Here is a 14,932-nt window from a genome sequence, read left to right as displayed (position 1 = left end):
CGCGGCCCCTGCCCTAAACTTGCTCGATGACGATGCTGTTGATCTCGTTCGCGACGTCGTCGAAGCGATCGGCCACCTTTTCGAGGTGGTCGTAGATTTCGACGCCGACGATGAAGTCCATCGCGCTGCCCTCGCGGTGCTTGAGGAACAGCTCCTTCAGCCCGATGTCATGGAGGTCGTCGACGCGGCCTTCGAGCTTGGTCAGCTCTTCGGTGATCGCGGTCAGCATCGCGACATTGGGCCCGATCGACTGCATCAGGGGCAGCGCACGTCCGACCAGATTGGCGCACTCGATCAGGAGCGCGCCGATCTCGCGCATGGGCGGCTCGAAGGTGCGGACCTCGAACAGCATCACGGCTTTGGCGGTCTGCTGCATCTGGTCGATGGCATCGTCCATCGAGGTAATGAGGTTCTTGATGTCGCCGCGATCGAACGGCGTAATGAACGTGCGGCGCACCGCCGTCAGCACCTCACGCGTGATATTGTCGGCATCGTTCTCGAACTGGTTGACGCGCTGACAGTAGACCGGCGTCTCCTCGCCGCCGTTCAACACGCCCTGAAGCGCGATCGCGCCCTGGATCACGGTCTGGGCGTGGCGGTCGAACAGGTCGAAGAAGCGTTCTTCCTTGGGCAGGAAAGCACGAAACCATCGCATCATGGGGATAGGCTACCGGTTGGACATGACCCGGCCCGAACAGGCCGTCACAAAACTGTCATAGACCATTTTCGTTCCGCGCGCGTGTCATCTCACGCCCGCGGCGCCGGATCATCCACCGGATTTACGCGCCAACGGAATTGGTGCGATATCAATGATTTAGAGCGACCGCCGGAAGTAATGGGCAAATTCGCCAACGACACCACGGCGGAAGGTGAGCACGCAGATCACGAAGATCGAGCCCTGGATCACCGTCACCCACTGGCCGAAGCCGGCCAGATATTGCTGCATGGCGATGATCGCGAAGGCGCCGACCACGGGACCGAAGATGGTACCGAGACCGCCAACCAGCGTCATCAGCACGACTTCGCCCGACATCGACCAGTGCACGTCGGTGAGCGAGGCGTTCTGCGCCACGAACACTTTCAGCGCGCCGGCGAAGCCCGCCAGGGTCCCCGACAGGACAAACGCCAGGAACTTGTACTGATCGGTCCGGTAGCCGAGTGAGATGGCGCGCGGCTCGTTCTCACGGATCGACTTCAGGACCTCGCCGAACGGCGAGTTGATGATGCGATAGATCAGCAGGAAGCCCGCGAGGAAGCCGACCAGCACGACGTAATAGAGCACGGTCGGCTTCGACAGATCGAGCACACCGAACATGTGCCCCTGCGGAATGCCCTGGATGCCGTCCTCGCCATGGGTGAACGGCGCCTGGAGATAGATGAAGTACAGCAACTGCGACAGCGCCAGCGTGATCATCGAGAAATAGATGCCCTGGCGGCGGATCGAGATGTAGCCGGTGATGAGCGACAGCCCGAACGCGGCGGCTATGCCGACGAGGATGCCGAGTTCAGGCGGCAGCGCCCATACTTTCAGCGCGTGCGCGCTGCAATAGCCCGCGGTGCCCATGAACATCGCATGGCCAAACGACAACAGGCCGCCATAGCCGATCAAGAGATTGAAGGCGCAGGCAAGCAGCGCAAAGCACAGCGCCTGCATCACGAAGAACGGATAGATGCCGCTGAAAGGCACCGAGGCCAGCAGCAGCGCCATCACCACGAAGACGATCATCTCGTCGCGCATCGCCCGCGGAGCTACCGGCAGCGTGTCGTCCGTCAAGGCTGTCATGTCAGGCTGCCCTTCCCGTCAATCCCGTTGGCTTCACCAAGAGCACCAGCACCATCAGCACGAAGACGACGGTGTTGGAGGCCTCGGGGTAGAAATATTTGGTCAGACCCTCGATCACACCGAGCGCGAAGCCGGTGATGATGGAGCCCATGATCGATCCCATGCCGCCGATCACCACCACCGCGAACACGACGATGATGAGGTCGGCGCCCATCAGCGGCCGCACCTGGTTGATCGGCGCCGAGAGCACGCCGGCGAGCGCGGCCAGCCCGACACCGAGACCGTAGGTCAACGTGATCATGCGCGGCACGTTGATACCGAAGGCACGCACCAGCGTCGGATTTTCAGTGGCGGCGCGCAGATAAGCGCCGAGCCGCGTCTTCTCGATCAGGAACCAGGTCGCAAGACACACCACCAGCGAGAAGATGACCACCCAGCCGCGATAGATCGGCAGGAACATGAAGCCGAGATTCATGCCGCCCTTGAGCTGATCCGGAATGGCATAAGGCAGGCCGGAGGACCCGAAAAAATTCTGGAACACACCCTGCACGATCAGCGCGATGCCAAAGGTCAGCAGCAGACCATAGAGATGGTCGAGCCCGGTCAGGAATTTCAGCATGGTCCGTTCCAGGATCATGCCGAAGATGCCGACGATGATCGGCGCGAACAGCAGCGCCCACCAGTAACTGATGCCACCGAGGTTCAGCAGGAAATAGGCGACGAAGGCGCCCATCATGTAGAGCGCACCATGGGCGAAATTGATGATGTTGAGCATGCCGAAGATGACGGCGAGCCCGAGACTGAGCAGCGCGTAGAACGAGCCGTTGATCAATCCCACCAGTAGCTGTGCGTAGAGAGCCTGCATCGATCCAGCACCCAGTCCCTTCGGCGTTCCCAAAGTCGCGCCCGCCGGCTCGCCGCCAGCGGGCTGTTGGTCTTACTTCTTAAGCAGCGCGCACTTGCTCTCGGAGAGCGGCGTGAAGGCCTGATCGCCCGGCACCGTGCCGACGAGCTTGTAGAAGTCCCACGGTCCCTTGGACTCGGAGGGCTTCTTCACCTCGAACAGATAGGCGTTGTGGATGGTGCGGCCGTTGGGCTGGATCTCGCCCTTGCCGAACAGATCGTCTTCCGTCGGCATCGACTTCATCTTCTCGACGACCTTGACACCGTCATGAGGATTGCCGCCGAGCCCGTCCAGCGCCTTGAGATAGTGGCGCACGCCCGCATAGACACCCGCCTGCACCATGGTCGGCATCGCGCCGTTCTTCATTTTCTCCGAGAACCGCTTGGAGAAAGCCCGGCTCTGGTCGTTCATGTCCCAGTAGAAGGTCTCGGTGAAGTTCAGGCCCTGCGCGGTCTCCAGGCCGATCGCCTTGACGTCGGTGAGGAACAAGAGCAGCGCCGCGAGCTTCTGACCGCCCTTGACGATGCCGAACTCGGCCGCCTGCTTGATCGTATTGGTGGTGTCGCCGCCGGCATTGGCAAGGCCGATGATCTTGGCCTTGGAGGCCTGCGCCTGCAGCAGGAAGGACGAGAAGTCCGGCGTGTTGAGCGGATGCTTGACGCCGCCGACGACCTTGCCGCCGTTGGCGGTGATGACGGCGGTGGTGTCGCGCTCGAGCGCCGCACCAAAGGCGTAGTCCGCGGTCAGGAAGAACCAGGTGTCGCCGCCGGCCTTCACCAGGGCCTGGCCCGTGGTGTGGGCCAGCATGTAGGTGTCGTAGGTCCAGTGCACGGTGTTGGGCGAGCACTGCGCGTTGGTGAGGTCGGAGGTCGCCGCGCCCGAATTGATGTAGACGCCGTTCTTTTCCTTCACGACGTTGTTGACCGCGAGCGCCACGCCGGAATTCGGCACGTCTACGATGATGTCGACCTTATCGACGTCGAACCACTGCCTTGCGATGGCGGTGCCGATATCCGGCTTGTTCTGGTGATCGCCCGAGATGATGTCGATCTTCCAGCCCTTCGCGGCGAGGCCGGAATCTTCCACCGCCATCTGGGCTGCGAGCGTCGAGCCGGGCCCACCGAGGTCCGCATAGAGACCGGACTGATCGGACAGCGCGCCGATCTTGACCGTCTTGTCCTGCGCGAAAGCCGCGCCAGCGGTGGTAACGGCCAACGCCGTGCCGAGCAACAACGATGCAATCGACTTTTTCATGCTACTTCCCTCGTGAATCTTCTCGTGACCGTTCGACCTCTGGCCGGACTAGACGCCGAGATAGGTGTGGAGCTTGTCCATGTTGGCGGCAAGCTCCGCATTGGAAAATCCGTCAATGATCTTGCCGTGCTCGACGACGTAATAGCGGTCGGCAACGGTGGATGCGAACCGGAAGTTCTGCTCGACCAGAAGGATCGTGAAACCTTCCTTCTTCAGCCGCGCAATGGTGTGACCGATCTGCTGAATGATGACAGGCGCAAGACCTTCGGTCGGCTCGTCGAGCATCAGGAAGCTGGCGCCGGTGCGCAGGATGCGCGCGATCGCGAGCATCTGCTGCTCGCCGCCGGACAGCTTGGTACCCTGGCTGTTGAGCCGCTCCTTCAGGTTCGGAAACAGATCGAAGATCTGTTCGAGCGGCAGTCCGCCCGGGCGCACCACCGGCGGCAGCAATAAATTCTCCCGCACGTCGAGACTGGAGAAAATCCCCCGCTCTTCCGGGCAGAACGCGATGCCCATCCGCGCGATCTTGTCGGAGGTCGCGCGGATGATGTCCTGGTTGTTGAATTTGATCGAGCCGGCACGCTTGCCGATGATGCCCATGATCGACTTCAGCGTGGTGGTCTTGCCGGCGCCGTTGCGCCCCAGCAGCGTGACGACCTCGCCCGCGTTCACGTCGAAATTGATCCCGTGCAGGATGTGGGATTCGCCGTACCAGGCCTCCAAGTTCCGGACCTGGAGGATGTTACCGCCGGTTGCGGCCTTCGCCGGAGCTTCGGCCATCGCAGTCTCAGGCATGACCGGCTCCCAGATAGGCTTCCTTGACGCGCTCGTCCTTGGTGAGATCGGCGTAATTGCCCTGGGCGAGCACCTGCCCGCGCGTCAGCACGGTGATGATGTCGGAGAGATTGGCCACGACGCTCAAATTGTGCTCGACCATCAGGATGGTGTACTTCGCCGAGATACGCTTGATCAGCGCTGCGATCTTGTCGATGTCCTCGTGGCCCATGCCGGCCATCGGCTCGTCCAGCAGCATCATCTCCGGATCGAGCGCCAGCGTGGTCGCGATCTCGAGCGCGCGCTTGCGCCCGTAGGGCATCTCGACCGCCGGCGTATTGGCAAATTCGCTGAGGCCGACATCGTTCAACAATTCTAGCGCCCGGTTGTTGAAACGGTTGAGCACCGATTTCGAACGCCAGAAATCAAACGAGCTGCCGTGCTGACGCTGGAGCGCAACACGGACGTTTTCCAGCGCGGTCAGGTGCGGAAACACCGCCGAGATCTGGAACGAACGCACCAGCCCCAGGCGCGCAACATCGGCGGGCGCCATCGCGGTGATGTCCTGTCCCTTGTACAGGATTTTTCCGGCAGACGGTTTGAGGAACTTGGTCAGAAGATTGAAGCACGTCGTCTTGCCGGCGCCGTTCGGGCCGATCAACGCGTGAATACTCCCACGGCGGACCTTGAGCGCAACGTCGCGGACGGCGAAGAAGCCCGCGAACTCCTTGGTCAAGCCTTCCGTTTCGAGAATGAACTCATCGGCCAAACAGATTTCCCCCTGCCCGCGCAATACGCGTGGCTGTCCTTGATACTTCGGCTTTCCGGAGGCCTTGGAGCCTTCCCGGAACGCCGCCTCCGGGCGCGGAATATGCCGGAGGTGACGGGGGTTAGGCAAGGCGGAAAGCTGAGCAGGTCAGGCCTCCGGCCGGGAGTCTTATGCTCCCTTAGTTGGAGGTTTTGTGATGTTGCGCCTGCCGGCCTTCCGGTTCGCAAGACACCGGTCATCAAGCCGTCGTTAACGGTCTTTGGTCCCGCGCGCCAGCCTTCATCAAAAATTTCCCCACCGTGGCGATCATGTGCGGGTTTCATTCGCCGGGAATATTGTTTTGGATTTCGCCAGCGCCGCTCCCTCCGTCGTCAAATCGATCAAGCAGCGTGACCTGCTCAACACGTGGCTGCGACTTTATGCGCGCCAGCAGGCTGCGCCGGCGATCTGGGAGTATCAGCCCGCGCGACTCGAGGAAGAGCTGTCCGATCTCATCTACTACACGGTGGACAATTCGCCGGCGACGCCTCGCCTGACCATTCAGAGCGAGGGCACACGGATTTCGCGCGCTTATGGCCATACCGGCAAGGGAATCCTGCTGGAGGATTATGTCGGGCTGCGGCTCGCGCCCTTCGTCATGCCGGTCTACCACGAATGCGTCGCGCGCGGCCTTCCGGTCTACAGCGTTGCCGAGGTTGACGACATCTACGGCCGCGTCGTCGCCTATGAACGGCTGTTGCTGCCCTTCCTGACCGACGAAAAGGTCAGTCACGTCATCGCTTCGCTCAAGACCTTCTGCGAGGACGGCGGCTTCGAGATCAAGAATCTGCTGCGCGGAAATGACGCGCTGCCGCGGCCGAAACTGCGCACGGTGATCGACCGCGAACTGTTTCACCGCGCCCCCGGACGCATCGCCGCCGCTGACGTCGTCGAATTCGCCGATCAGCCCGGCGGTCCTGATATCACCGCCGAAATCATCGAGCTGAATTAGCTTTTGCGCGATTTGGCGCCGACTTCCTTGTCGTAGATATCAGGCTTGAAGCCGACCAGCAGCTTGCCGCCGATGTCGAGCACCGGCCGCTTGATCATCGATGGTTGCGCTAGCATCAGCGCCAGCGCCTTCTTCTCGGTCAGGCCTTCCTTGTCGGAGTCCGGCAACTTCTTGAAGGTGGTGCCGGCGCGATTGAGCAACGTCTCCCAGCCGACCTTGTCGCTCCATTGCTTGAGCTTGTCCTTCTCGACGCCGGCGGCCTTGTAGTCGTGGAACTCGTAGGCGACGCCATGACTGTCAAGCCAGGCGCGCGCCTTCTTCATGGTGTCGCAGTTCTTGATGCCGTAGATGATGTTGGGCAAGACGGTCCTCGCGCATGCGTCGTGACGTGCTGTGGCGTTGTACGAAACTCCGGTTCGCGCGACAATATTGCCATCGACGCTTTCGACCTCTTCCGAACGGACACATCATGCACGTGACCCACGATCCCGCGGCATCCGCCTCGCCGACCATCGACTTCAACACGTTCCTCGCGGTCGATATCCGCGTCGGCACCATCGTCGACGCAAAGCCGTTTCCCGAGGCGCGTAAGCCGGCCTGGCGGCTGTGGATCGACTTCGGCCCGGCCATCGGCGTGCGCAAGAGTTCGGCGCAGATCACCGAGAACCATCCGCTCGAGACGCTGGTCGGACAGCAGGTCGCGGCCGTCGTCAATTTCCCGCCGCGCCAGATCGGGCCTGTCGTCTCCGAGGTGCTGACACTCGGCTTCCCCGATGCCGACGGCAAGGTCGTGCTGATGCAGCCGAGCAAGCCGGTGCCGAACGGCGGGCGGCTGTTCTAGCGGAATCGCCTTCGCGGCCTCTCTCAGATCTCGTCCGGTTTCTTCGGCTCAATCGCCCGGACTTGACCGGAAACCGCTTTGCCATTAAAATGACTGACTGATCGTTTTTTATTAAAGCAAGCTTCGTGGGGGCCATTTCTGACTGCCTCCTAAAACGATCGCACGGTCAGTTATTTACGGACGGGACGGATGCCCAAGATCAGCGACAAGAAGCGTGAAGACCGCCGCCAGCAGATCCTCGAAGCCGCGCTCGCCTGCTTCTCCGAAGACGGATTTCACCAGACCGGCATGGCCGATATCGTCAAGCGGTCCGGCCTGAGCCACGGCGCGGTCTATCTCTACTTCCAGAGCAAGGACGATCTGATCGAGGCGCTGGCCGACGACCGGCATCGCCGCGAGGCCGTCCTCAACTCGGTCGCGCAAGGCTCGGGCGATCCGATCGAAGGATTGCACGCGCTGGTGCGCGTCTACGCGCAATGGCTGACCGATCCCGCCGGCGAAGCGCGGCGCCGCGTCGGCATCCATGGCTGGGCCGAGGCGCTGCGCAACCGCCGCGTCCGCACCAGCGTTGTCGAAGGCATCGACATGCCGCGCGCGCTGATCGTGGCGCTGGTCGAACGCGGCCAGCACGACGGCCTGATCAAGCACGATCTCGGCGCCGATGCGATCTCGCGCGTGCTGGTGGCGATCTTCCAGGGCTTTGTGCTGCAAAAATGCTGGGGCGAGGATTTTGACGTCGCCGCCTGCATGGCGACTGTGACCGGCGTGATCGATGGCTTTCGTACGGCCAAGCCCGACATCAAGCGACGAACGAGGACGTGAACGATGTCGGCAATCCACGACCTCCTCGCCGGTGCCGGCGTCGGTCTCATCGGCGGACTGACCTCGGGCTTCATGGGCACGAGCCCGGGCGGCGGCCTCGTCATCTTCACGGTGCTGCTGCTCGGCGCCGAGCAGCACGTCGCCCAAGGAACCTCGCTGATCACGCAGGTCCCGCCGACAGGTCTCGCCGGCGTACGTCGTTACTGGCAAAGCGGCAATCACAGCCCGTTGCTGTGGATTGTCTGGATCGGCGTCGGATTTCTGATCGGCGGCGCGGGCGGCGGCTACGCCGCGGCCGCCGTCTCCGACGCGGTGCTGCAATGGACCTACGTCGCCTACCTGGTCGCTCTCATCGCGCTTCTGATCCTGCGTCGTGACCGCAAGGACGGTAGCAGCCCCACCGCTGATCAGGACCACCTGCCCTGGCTCCTCCTGCTGCTCATCGGCGTGCTTGCCGGCTTCTCCTCCGGTTTCATGGGCATCGGCGGCGGACTTGCGATCACGGTCGGCCTCGCCGCTGGCCTGCGCGTGCCGCAGCATCAGGCCCAACTCATCAGCCTCATCTTCTCGGTGATCCCGACCAACATTCCGGCCGCCTGGATCTACTGGAGCAAGGGACTGATGGTCGGCTGGCCGGCCATCATCGGCATTATCGCCGGCCTCTGGGTCGGCACCGATCTCGGCGCGCGCATGGCGAATGGCGTCAGCAAAGCGGTGCTGCGCCAGAGCATGATCGGACTCGTCGCGCTGATGGCGCTCTACATGACCTACAAGGCGCTGGGCTAGCTTCAAGGCCGCTTCGGAATATTCAATCCGCGCTCAACGGCCGGACGGGCCAGCCCGCGCTCAAGCCAGGCCGCGACCGACTTGAATTGGCTGAATTCGACGAGATCGCCGGCACCGTAAAAGCCGATGAGGTTGCGTACCCAGCCAAGCATGGAGATGTCGGCGATGGTGTAGTCGTCATCCATGAACCATTGCCGGCCGGAAAGATGCGTCTCCATCACACCGAGCAGGCGCTTGGACTCGCCGACGTAACGCTCCAACGGCCGCTTGTCCTCAAAGTCCTTGCCGGCGAATTTGTGGAAGAAGCCGACCTGGCCGAACATCGGCCCGATGCCGCCCATCTGGAAATGCACCCACTGGATGGTCTGGTAGCGCCGCGCAGCGTCCTGCGGCAGCAGCTTGCCGGTCTTGTCCGCGAGATATTGCAGGATCGCACCGGACTCGAACAGCGGCAGCGGCCTGCCGCCGGGGCCGTTGGGATCGAGGATCGCCGGGATCTTGCCGTTTGGATTGAGGGAGAGGAATTCCGGCGTCTTCTGGTCGTCCTTGCCGAAGTCGACGAGATGAACTTCGTAAGGCAGCCCGATCTCCTCCAGCATGATCGAAACCTTGACGCCGTTCGGCGTCGGCAGCGAATAAAGCTGGAGCAACTCCGGATGCTTGGCAGGCCAGCGCTTGGTGATCGGAAAGGCGGACAAATCAGACATCGGAACCCCGGCTTCATGCGTGAGATGGCGCTTAATCTAGGCGAGCCATCGAACGGCGCAAGGCCGGGTCATTCCGTCAAACTACAACGGCCGCAGCAAATGATTGGTGGCGTAGAGCGCTTCGCGCTGGGCGCGCTGCTCGATGAAGAGCTGCCCGGTGACGAGCAATGCTCCGGTGAAAACGAGCGCGAGCATCGCTGTCGCGAACTGGCTGGCATCATTCATCGCACGGGCTTCTCTCAATTCGGTTCGCACGGGGAACGCGCGCCGGCCATCGCCAGTTCCTGCATGGTTCAAATAATTTGCCTGTTTTTCCCGGGTTCGGCCTACAGCCCGGCGCCCTCAGTAATTGATCTCCATGCGCAGCCCGCGCGGATCGATCTCATCCCCGCCGACGTGCTGCGTGCTGTCCCGCGCCGCGACCGCACAGGCGCAGGCATCGATGAGATCGTCGCGGCCGATGCCGGTGCCGTGCCGCTGCGTCAGCCATTTCGGCAAGCGCGTGAAGCCGCGCTGCGCCAGCAGCGCGATGCGTTGCTCGCGGCCTTCCGCCGATGTCTTCCTCGCAAGCCGGATACGCCCTGAGAGATTCCAGAAAATCAACTCCGGATGGGCTTCGCCGATTGTCGCTTGCCGCGACGGCGTCATGATCTCGTCGACGTCCCTGATCTTGTCCCTGATGTTCCAGAGTTGCGCGGAAACACCCCTGCCCTTGCCTTCGTGCTCCCAATAATGCCGATTGGCCGCCGCCATGTCGGAAAATAACCAGAGGTCGCGCCGGGCCCCGAGAAACACCGCCGGCCCCACCATTTCGCGCGCACGCAGATCGCATGTTCGATAGCCGGTCGGCTTCAACCCGATCGGCATATCGATCATCGTACGCGCATGCGGCATCGCGAGCAGGCGCGTGAGGCCCGGCGAATAATCGAAGCCGTGATCGCCGCGATCATCGATCCACGCGGCGACCCAGCCGAAACGAAATCCGTCGAGACCGAGATAGTTGTTCACGCGTCCGGTCCCGCCTTCCACCAATGCTCGCTCATCCAGCGCCCCGATGCCCCTCGAACAGCCGTTGTGCCAGCAGCGCATGGCCGAGCGTGCCGCCGGCGCGCACGGCGGCTGCGATCAGCGCAGCTTCCGCCACCTCTTCGCGCGAGGCACCGGCTTTCGCGGCCTGCGCCGTATGCACGTCGAGGCAATAGGCACATTGCGTGGTGAGCGCGACGGCGAGCGAGATCAGCTCGCGATATTTCGGCGGGATCAATCCGTCGTGGCGCTCGACCGCGTGGTTGAACGCGAGGAACGCCTTGGCCTCGATTGGCGCCAGCGCGACGAAGGCCGGGATCGACTTCAGATCGTCAGGGGTTTGATAATCGGTCATGGCTCATCTCGTCAGATATTCGCGCATCAGGGCGCGGGCGCGATGCAGGCGCGCCTTCACAGTCTGCCGCGTTGCGCCGAGCGCCTCGGCGATTTCATCGATGGTCATTTCCTTGACATCGCGCATCAGCGCGACGTCGCGGTAATGCAGCGGCAGCGCCTCGAAGGCCGCGGCCACGTCGAGCCGCAGATCGGCCTCTGGGCGCGACAGCAGCGCGGCCTCCGCCTGGCTCTCGTCGATCAACGGGGCCAAACCCGCTTTGCGCGCGAGGCGCAGGCATTCGCGGCGGACCACGTTGAACAGCCACGCCGAAAATGCAAGCAGCGAACGGATCGCGCCGACATGCCGGCTCAGGATCCACAACGCTTCCTGCGCCGCGTCCTCGGCGTCCGCCGAATTGCGGCAGGTCGCGCGTGCGTAACGGCGGATATCGGGTTGCGCCGTCTCGAGCAGACGGGCGATCGCCTGGGGATCGCCGAGCCGGGCCGCCTCGAACAGGTTTGAAGAGATCGCCGCAGCACTCACGACACGCCTCCCCTGCCGATGCCGGCCATCGCACACATCGGGCAATAGCCGACGAGACCGGTCAGCGCGAAGCCGGCGCCGCCGAGCGCGACCAGCCATGCCGGCGCACCGGTGAGATGAACCAATGCCGCGATCGCTACGGCGATTCCGGCGACCACCCGCACCGCCTGGTGCAGGCCGCCGATATTCTTCCTGTAAAATGCCATCACATCCTCCAACACGAGCCGAGACGGAATGCCTCGACCGTGAAGAGGGCGCGATCGCGCAAAAGGATTCGCGGCTGCCTGCAATTTTTTTGCGGTCAGCCTCCGACCGCCTGGTAGGCCAGGCGCTTGAACTCGAAGAAGAACGGATTCCAGAAGCCCATGTGGCGCTGCGCCATCAGGACGCCGGCGGTGTTGGCCTCAGGGCAAATCCACCAATGGGTGCCGGCAAGACCGCCCCACTGGAATTCGCCTGTGGAGTTCGGAGGATCGAACTGGGTCGGCGCGAACGTCACGGCGCCGCCGAGGCCAAAGCCCTTGCCCGGCATCGGCCCGAGATTGGCAAAGCGGATGGTCTGGCCCGCCGGCAACTGGTTGGTCATCATCTGCCGCAGCGTCTCAGGCTTCAGCAGCGCCTCCGGTCCGGGCACCAGCGCACGCACCAGCGCGAGCATGTCCGGCAGGGTCGAGACCAGCCCACCACCGCCCGACAGCCGCGGGAACGGCCGTCGATAGGCCTGCGGGTAAGGCAGATCGTCGGCACGGGTGAGGCCCGGCTTGGTCGGATCGAGCACGTCGGCACCGGTATAGTGCGCGACCAGTCTGCCCTGCTGCGCTTCGGGCACCGAGAAGCCGGTATCGGTCATGCCGAGCGGATCGAAGATGCGTGCCTTGAAGAAGGCGTCGAGAGGTTTTCCCGCGACGACCTCGACGACGCGACCGAGCACGTCGGTCGCCACCGAATATTCCCAGCTGGTACCGGGATGGTAGGACAGCGGCAGATCGGCAAGCTTGTCGATCATGTCGATCAGAGGCGTCAACGGATTGAGCACGCGCGCATCGTTGTAGCCTTTGAACAGCACGGTGCCGGGATCGAAGATGCCGTAGCTGAGGCCCGAGGTGTGGGTCAGGAGGTGCCGGATCGTGATCGGGCTCTTCGCCGGCTCCGCATCGGCGAGGCTCGAAGCCCCCTGCTTCAGCACCTTGCGATTGCCAAGCTGCGGCAGGAATTTCTCGATTGGATCATCGAGCCCGATGCGGCCCTCTTCGACCAGCAGCATGATCGCGGAGGTGACGAAGATCTTGGTGTTGGAGAACGCGCGAAAGATATGGTCCGGCCGGAGCGCCGTCTTCGCCTCGCGATCGGCAAAGCCGACGCATTGCTGATCGACCACCTCGCGCCCGCGCAGCACTGCCCAGGACATGCCGGGGACGATCTCCTGATCGACGTAGCGCTGCATCGCTGTCCGCGCGGCGGAAAAATCTGTCGTTCTGGCATCCATAAACCGGTCCCTTCCCGAGATGATGGCGATGGATATAGCAACGAATCGGCCGCGGGGAAGCCTGTTCGCGCAAGGCGCGGCCGGCGCCGTCAACACCCGCATTTTTGTTTCACCGCATGTTCGCCTCGGCGCGAGCAACACAACGAAAACGCCAGCAATCCCTACGGCAAGATCTCATTAAGCGCGCGACCTTTAGCCTCACACCCATGTTCAGCGTATCTTCAATTTCATCAAGGGTGACCGGCAATGACCTCGATCTCCGCAACGACCACCAATTCCTACTCCCCACTCGACCGCCTTAAGAGCGAGCTCACCAAGGAAGTCTCGGCGGGCACCATCTCGTCGAGCGATGAATCCGCACTGTCGTCCGCGCTCGACGATATCGACTCGGCGATGAAGAGCAGCGCATCCAGCGCCAGCTCCTCGTCGCCGCCCTCGGCCGACGAGATGCAGTCCAAGATCGACGACCTCATCCAGAACGAGGTGTCGAGCGGCAAGCTGACCAGCGACCAGGCCAGTGAGCTGAAGAACGTGTTCGCCAACACCTTCTCCGGCAGCGCCAATGGCGCCGGCGGACCGCCGCCACCGCCCGATGGCAGCAGCGATTCGTCGAGCACGAGCAGCACTGGCAGCACCGACTCGACCTCGTCGTCCGATTCCTCGTCCAGCTCGTCTTCGGCCACCACCGCAGAGCTGATGAAGGAGTTGATCTCGCTGCTCCAGAACGCAACCAGCCAGTCGACATCCTATGGCTCCAACGGCAACTCGGCGTCCTCCAACGCATCGAGCGCGCTGCTCGTCGACTACACGACCTAGGATGCGCGGCCCGGCGCAGGCCGCCGGGCCGTCATTCCTGCTTCATGAACGCCGTGACGTGCAGACGACGGCGGATGTGCATGCCCTGGCGCTGATAGAGCGCGATGGCGGACGTGTTGTGGGAGAATACGTGCAGGAACGGAATCTCGCCGCGCGCCTCGATCTGGCGCGCGACCGCGGCGAGCAGCGCCTGCGCATAGCCGCGCCCGCGATAGTCGGGATGAACGCAGACCGCGGTCATCTCGACGAACTTCCCCGGTTTCATCCGCTCGCCCGTCATCGCGACCAGCTCGCCGTCGACGCGGATGCCGAGGAACGTCCCGAGCTCATGCGTTCGCAATGCAAACGGCCCGGGCTTGGTCAGCGCGGTGAGCGCCATCATCGCGGGAACGTCGGCCGCACCAAGCGTGACGATCTCGGCATCGCGCAACGGGCTATCCGCGGGCGAGCCGATCATCTGCTCGCCGGTTTCGGCCAACACGACCTTGAAGCCCGCGGGAACATCGACCGTATCAGGCGTGAACAGCGCGGCAACTTGTGAGCCGGACATGAGATCACCGAGCGCGGCAAAGCTTGCCGCCGACATGTCGACCATGTCGGCGAACGGCGTCATGTCCAGGGGATAGCGCAGCGCGCGCGGCCCGCCTTCGGCCAGATGCCGATGGCTCGTCGTCAGTGCGCTCCAGATCGGACGGTCCAGGAGCCGCACATCGCTGTCGGACACCGGCCTAGTCCTTGTCGAAGCTGACGATGACGGCGGCGTTGGCGATCAGGATGGGATCATTGGCCACTTCCGTGGCCGAGGGAATCTCCAGCCCGCCCTTGACCGCGGTGACGGTCACGGTGCCGTAGGGAAGCTCCTTCGCGACCGCCTCCTTGTCGACGGCCTCGGGATTGGGCACGCCGATGGTGACATCGACGAACATGTCGTTCGCGGTCTTGTCGATCATCCGGAAGAAGCCGAGGCTCGAGTGCCGGATCGCATCCGACACGGCCCGCTTCGCTGCCTTGGTGGCGTCCCTGCCGTGAACGTCGACGCCCATGCCCATCTCGGTGATACAGCGAACGCGAGTCATGTTCATTCCTGCCGGTG

At 63.1% G+C, this 14,932-nt stretch carries 21 protein-coding genes; 5 read left to right on the top strand and 16 right to left on the bottom strand.

Features of this window, described 5'->3' with window-relative positions; genetic code table 11:
• Positions 1-13 precede the first annotated feature (13 nt).
• The 6 genes from NLM31_RS19675 to NLM31_RS19650 all read right to left on the bottom strand — a co-directional run bounded on the left by NLM31_RS19675 (position 14) and on the right by NLM31_RS19650 (position 5,484).
• Positions 14-658, bottom strand: coding sequence for a DUF47 domain-containing protein (locus NLM31_RS19675; RefSeq protein ID WP_254193322.1), 645 nt, complete (start codon positions 656-658; stop codon positions 14-16).
• A gap of 156 nt (positions 659-814) precedes the next feature.
• Positions 815-1,783: a branched-chain amino acid ABC transporter permease gene (locus NLM31_RS19670; protein ID WP_254193321.1), complete on the bottom strand. Its 969-nt coding sequence runs from the start codon at positions 1,781-1,783 to the stop codon at positions 815-817.
• Between the two features lies 1 nt (position 1,784).
• Positions 1,785-2,648 (bottom strand): branched-chain amino acid ABC transporter permease, encoded by an 864-nt coding sequence (locus NLM31_RS19665; RefSeq protein WP_234680633.1) that lies wholly within the window; start codon positions 2,646-2,648, stop codon positions 1,785-1,787.
• A gap of 72 nt (positions 2,649-2,720) precedes the next feature.
• Positions 2,721-3,941: an ABC transporter substrate-binding protein gene (locus NLM31_RS19660; RefSeq protein ID WP_254193320.1), complete on the bottom strand. Its 1,221-nt coding sequence runs from the start codon at positions 3,939-3,941 to the stop codon at positions 2,721-2,723.
• A gap of 48 nt (positions 3,942-3,989) precedes the next feature.
• Positions 3,990-4,736: an ABC transporter ATP-binding protein gene (locus NLM31_RS19655; RefSeq protein ID WP_254130945.1), complete on the bottom strand. Its 747-nt coding sequence runs from the start codon at positions 4,734-4,736 to the stop codon at positions 3,990-3,992.
• Positions 4,729-5,484, bottom strand: a complete 756-nt coding sequence (locus NLM31_RS19650; protein ID WP_254130944.1) for an ABC transporter ATP-binding protein — start codon at positions 5,482-5,484, stop codon at positions 4,729-4,731. Before NLM31_RS19650 ends, NLM31_RS19655 begins: the two co-directional genes overlap by 8 nt.
• A gap of 340 nt (positions 5,485-5,824) precedes the next feature.
• Here NLM31_RS19650 and NLM31_RS19645 point away from each other — a divergent pair, with 340 nt between their 5' ends.
• Positions 5,825-6,475: a PAS domain-containing protein gene (locus NLM31_RS19645; RefSeq protein ID WP_254193319.1), complete on the top strand. Its 651-nt coding sequence runs from the start codon at positions 5,825-5,827 to the stop codon at positions 6,473-6,475.
• Here NLM31_RS19645 and NLM31_RS19640 read toward each other — a convergent pair.
• Positions 6,472-6,837: an ArsC family reductase gene (locus NLM31_RS19640; RefSeq protein WP_254193318.1), complete on the bottom strand. Its 366-nt coding sequence runs from the start codon at positions 6,835-6,837 to the stop codon at positions 6,472-6,474. The two genes, NLM31_RS19645 and NLM31_RS19640, sit on opposite strands and share 4 nt — an antisense overlap.
• A 107-nt stretch (positions 6,838-6,944) precedes the next feature.
• On the opposite strand from NLM31_RS19640, the gene NLM31_RS19635 reads away from it, so the two are divergent.
• From NLM31_RS19635 to NLM31_RS19625, 3 genes are all read left to right on the top strand, one after another.
• Positions 6,945-7,316 (top strand): tRNA-binding protein, encoded by a 372-nt coding sequence (locus NLM31_RS19635; protein WP_128961888.1) that lies wholly within the window; start codon positions 6,945-6,947, stop codon positions 7,314-7,316.
• A gap of 189 nt (positions 7,317-7,505) precedes the next feature.
• Positions 7,506-8,138, top strand: a complete 633-nt coding sequence (locus NLM31_RS19630; RefSeq protein WP_254130941.1) for a TetR/AcrR family transcriptional regulator — start codon at positions 7,506-7,508, stop codon at positions 8,136-8,138.
• Positions 8,139-8,141: 3 nt separating this feature from the next.
• Positions 8,142-8,924 (top strand): sulfite exporter TauE/SafE family protein, encoded by a 783-nt coding sequence (locus NLM31_RS19625; protein WP_254193317.1) that lies wholly within the window; start codon positions 8,142-8,144, stop codon positions 8,922-8,924.
• Between the two features lie 2 nt (positions 8,925-8,926).
• On the opposite strand, the gene NLM31_RS19620 is transcribed toward NLM31_RS19625, so the two are convergent.
• The 7 genes from NLM31_RS19620 to NLM31_RS19590 all read right to left on the bottom strand — a co-directional run bounded on the left by NLM31_RS19620 (position 8,927) and on the right by NLM31_RS19590 (position 13,023).
• The gene (locus NLM31_RS19620) at positions 8,927-9,631 is read right to left on the bottom strand and encodes a glutathione S-transferase family protein (protein WP_254193316.1); all 705 of its coding nucleotides are present in this window, start codon (positions 9,629-9,631) and stop codon (positions 8,927-8,929) included.
• A gap of 81 nt (positions 9,632-9,712) precedes the next feature.
• Entirely contained in the window at positions 9,713-9,856 is a 144-nt protein-coding gene (locus NLM31_RS19615; protein WP_254130938.1) for a hypothetical protein, read from the bottom strand.
• A gap of 117 nt (positions 9,857-9,973) precedes the next feature.
• Positions 9,974-10,639: a DUF429 domain-containing protein gene (locus NLM31_RS19610; protein ID WP_254193315.1), complete on the bottom strand. Its 666-nt coding sequence runs from the start codon at positions 10,637-10,639 to the stop codon at positions 9,974-9,976.
• 31 nt (positions 10,640-10,670) lie between these two features.
• Positions 10,671-11,012 (bottom strand): carboxymuconolactone decarboxylase family protein, encoded by a 342-nt coding sequence (locus NLM31_RS19605; protein ID WP_254193314.1) that lies wholly within the window; start codon positions 11,010-11,012, stop codon positions 10,671-10,673.
• A 3-nt stretch (positions 11,013-11,015) separates the two neighbouring features.
• The gene (locus NLM31_RS19600; RefSeq protein ID WP_254193313.1) at positions 11,016-11,537 is read right to left on the bottom strand and encodes an RNA polymerase sigma factor; all 522 of its coding nucleotides are present in this window, start codon (positions 11,535-11,537) and stop codon (positions 11,016-11,018) included.
• Entirely contained in the window at positions 11,534-11,743 is a 210-nt protein-coding gene (locus tag NLM31_RS19595) for a DUF2892 domain-containing protein (RefSeq protein WP_254130934.1), read from the bottom strand. The genes NLM31_RS19600 and NLM31_RS19595 overlap by 4 nt, the downstream gene beginning before the upstream one ends.
• Positions 11,744-11,838: 95 nt before the next feature.
• Positions 11,839-13,023 carry a serine hydrolase domain-containing protein gene (locus NLM31_RS19590; RefSeq protein ID WP_309143696.1) on the bottom strand — a complete coding sequence of 395 codons (1,185 nt, stop codon included), beginning with the start codon at positions 13,021-13,023 and terminating at the stop codon, positions 11,839-11,841.
• A gap of 246 nt (positions 13,024-13,269) precedes the next feature.
• On the opposite strand from NLM31_RS19590, the gene NLM31_RS19585 reads away from it, so the two are divergent.
• The gene (locus NLM31_RS19585) at positions 13,270-13,839 is read left to right on the top strand and encodes a hypothetical protein (RefSeq protein ID WP_254130932.1); all 570 of its coding nucleotides are present in this window, start codon (positions 13,270-13,272) and stop codon (positions 13,837-13,839) included.
• A 31-nt stretch (positions 13,840-13,870) separates the two neighbouring features.
• Here NLM31_RS19585 and NLM31_RS19580 read toward each other — a convergent pair whose 3' ends face one another.
• Positions 13,871-14,563, bottom strand: coding sequence for a GNAT family N-acetyltransferase (locus tag NLM31_RS19580; protein WP_254130931.1), 693 nt, complete (start codon positions 14,561-14,563; stop codon positions 13,871-13,873).
• 4 nt (positions 14,564-14,567) lie between these two features.
• Positions 14,568-14,915: a Lin0512 family protein gene (locus NLM31_RS19575; protein WP_254130930.1), complete on the bottom strand. Its 348-nt coding sequence runs from the start codon at positions 14,913-14,915 to the stop codon at positions 14,568-14,570.
• Between the last annotated feature and the right edge of the window lie 17 nt (positions 14,916-14,932).

The sequence above is a fragment of the Bradyrhizobium sp. CCGUVB4N genome, assembly GCF_024199945.1.
GTDB lineage: Bacteria > Pseudomonadota > Alphaproteobacteria > Rhizobiales > Xanthobacteraceae > Bradyrhizobium.
This window is presented reverse-complemented; position numbering and strand designations above follow the sequence as displayed.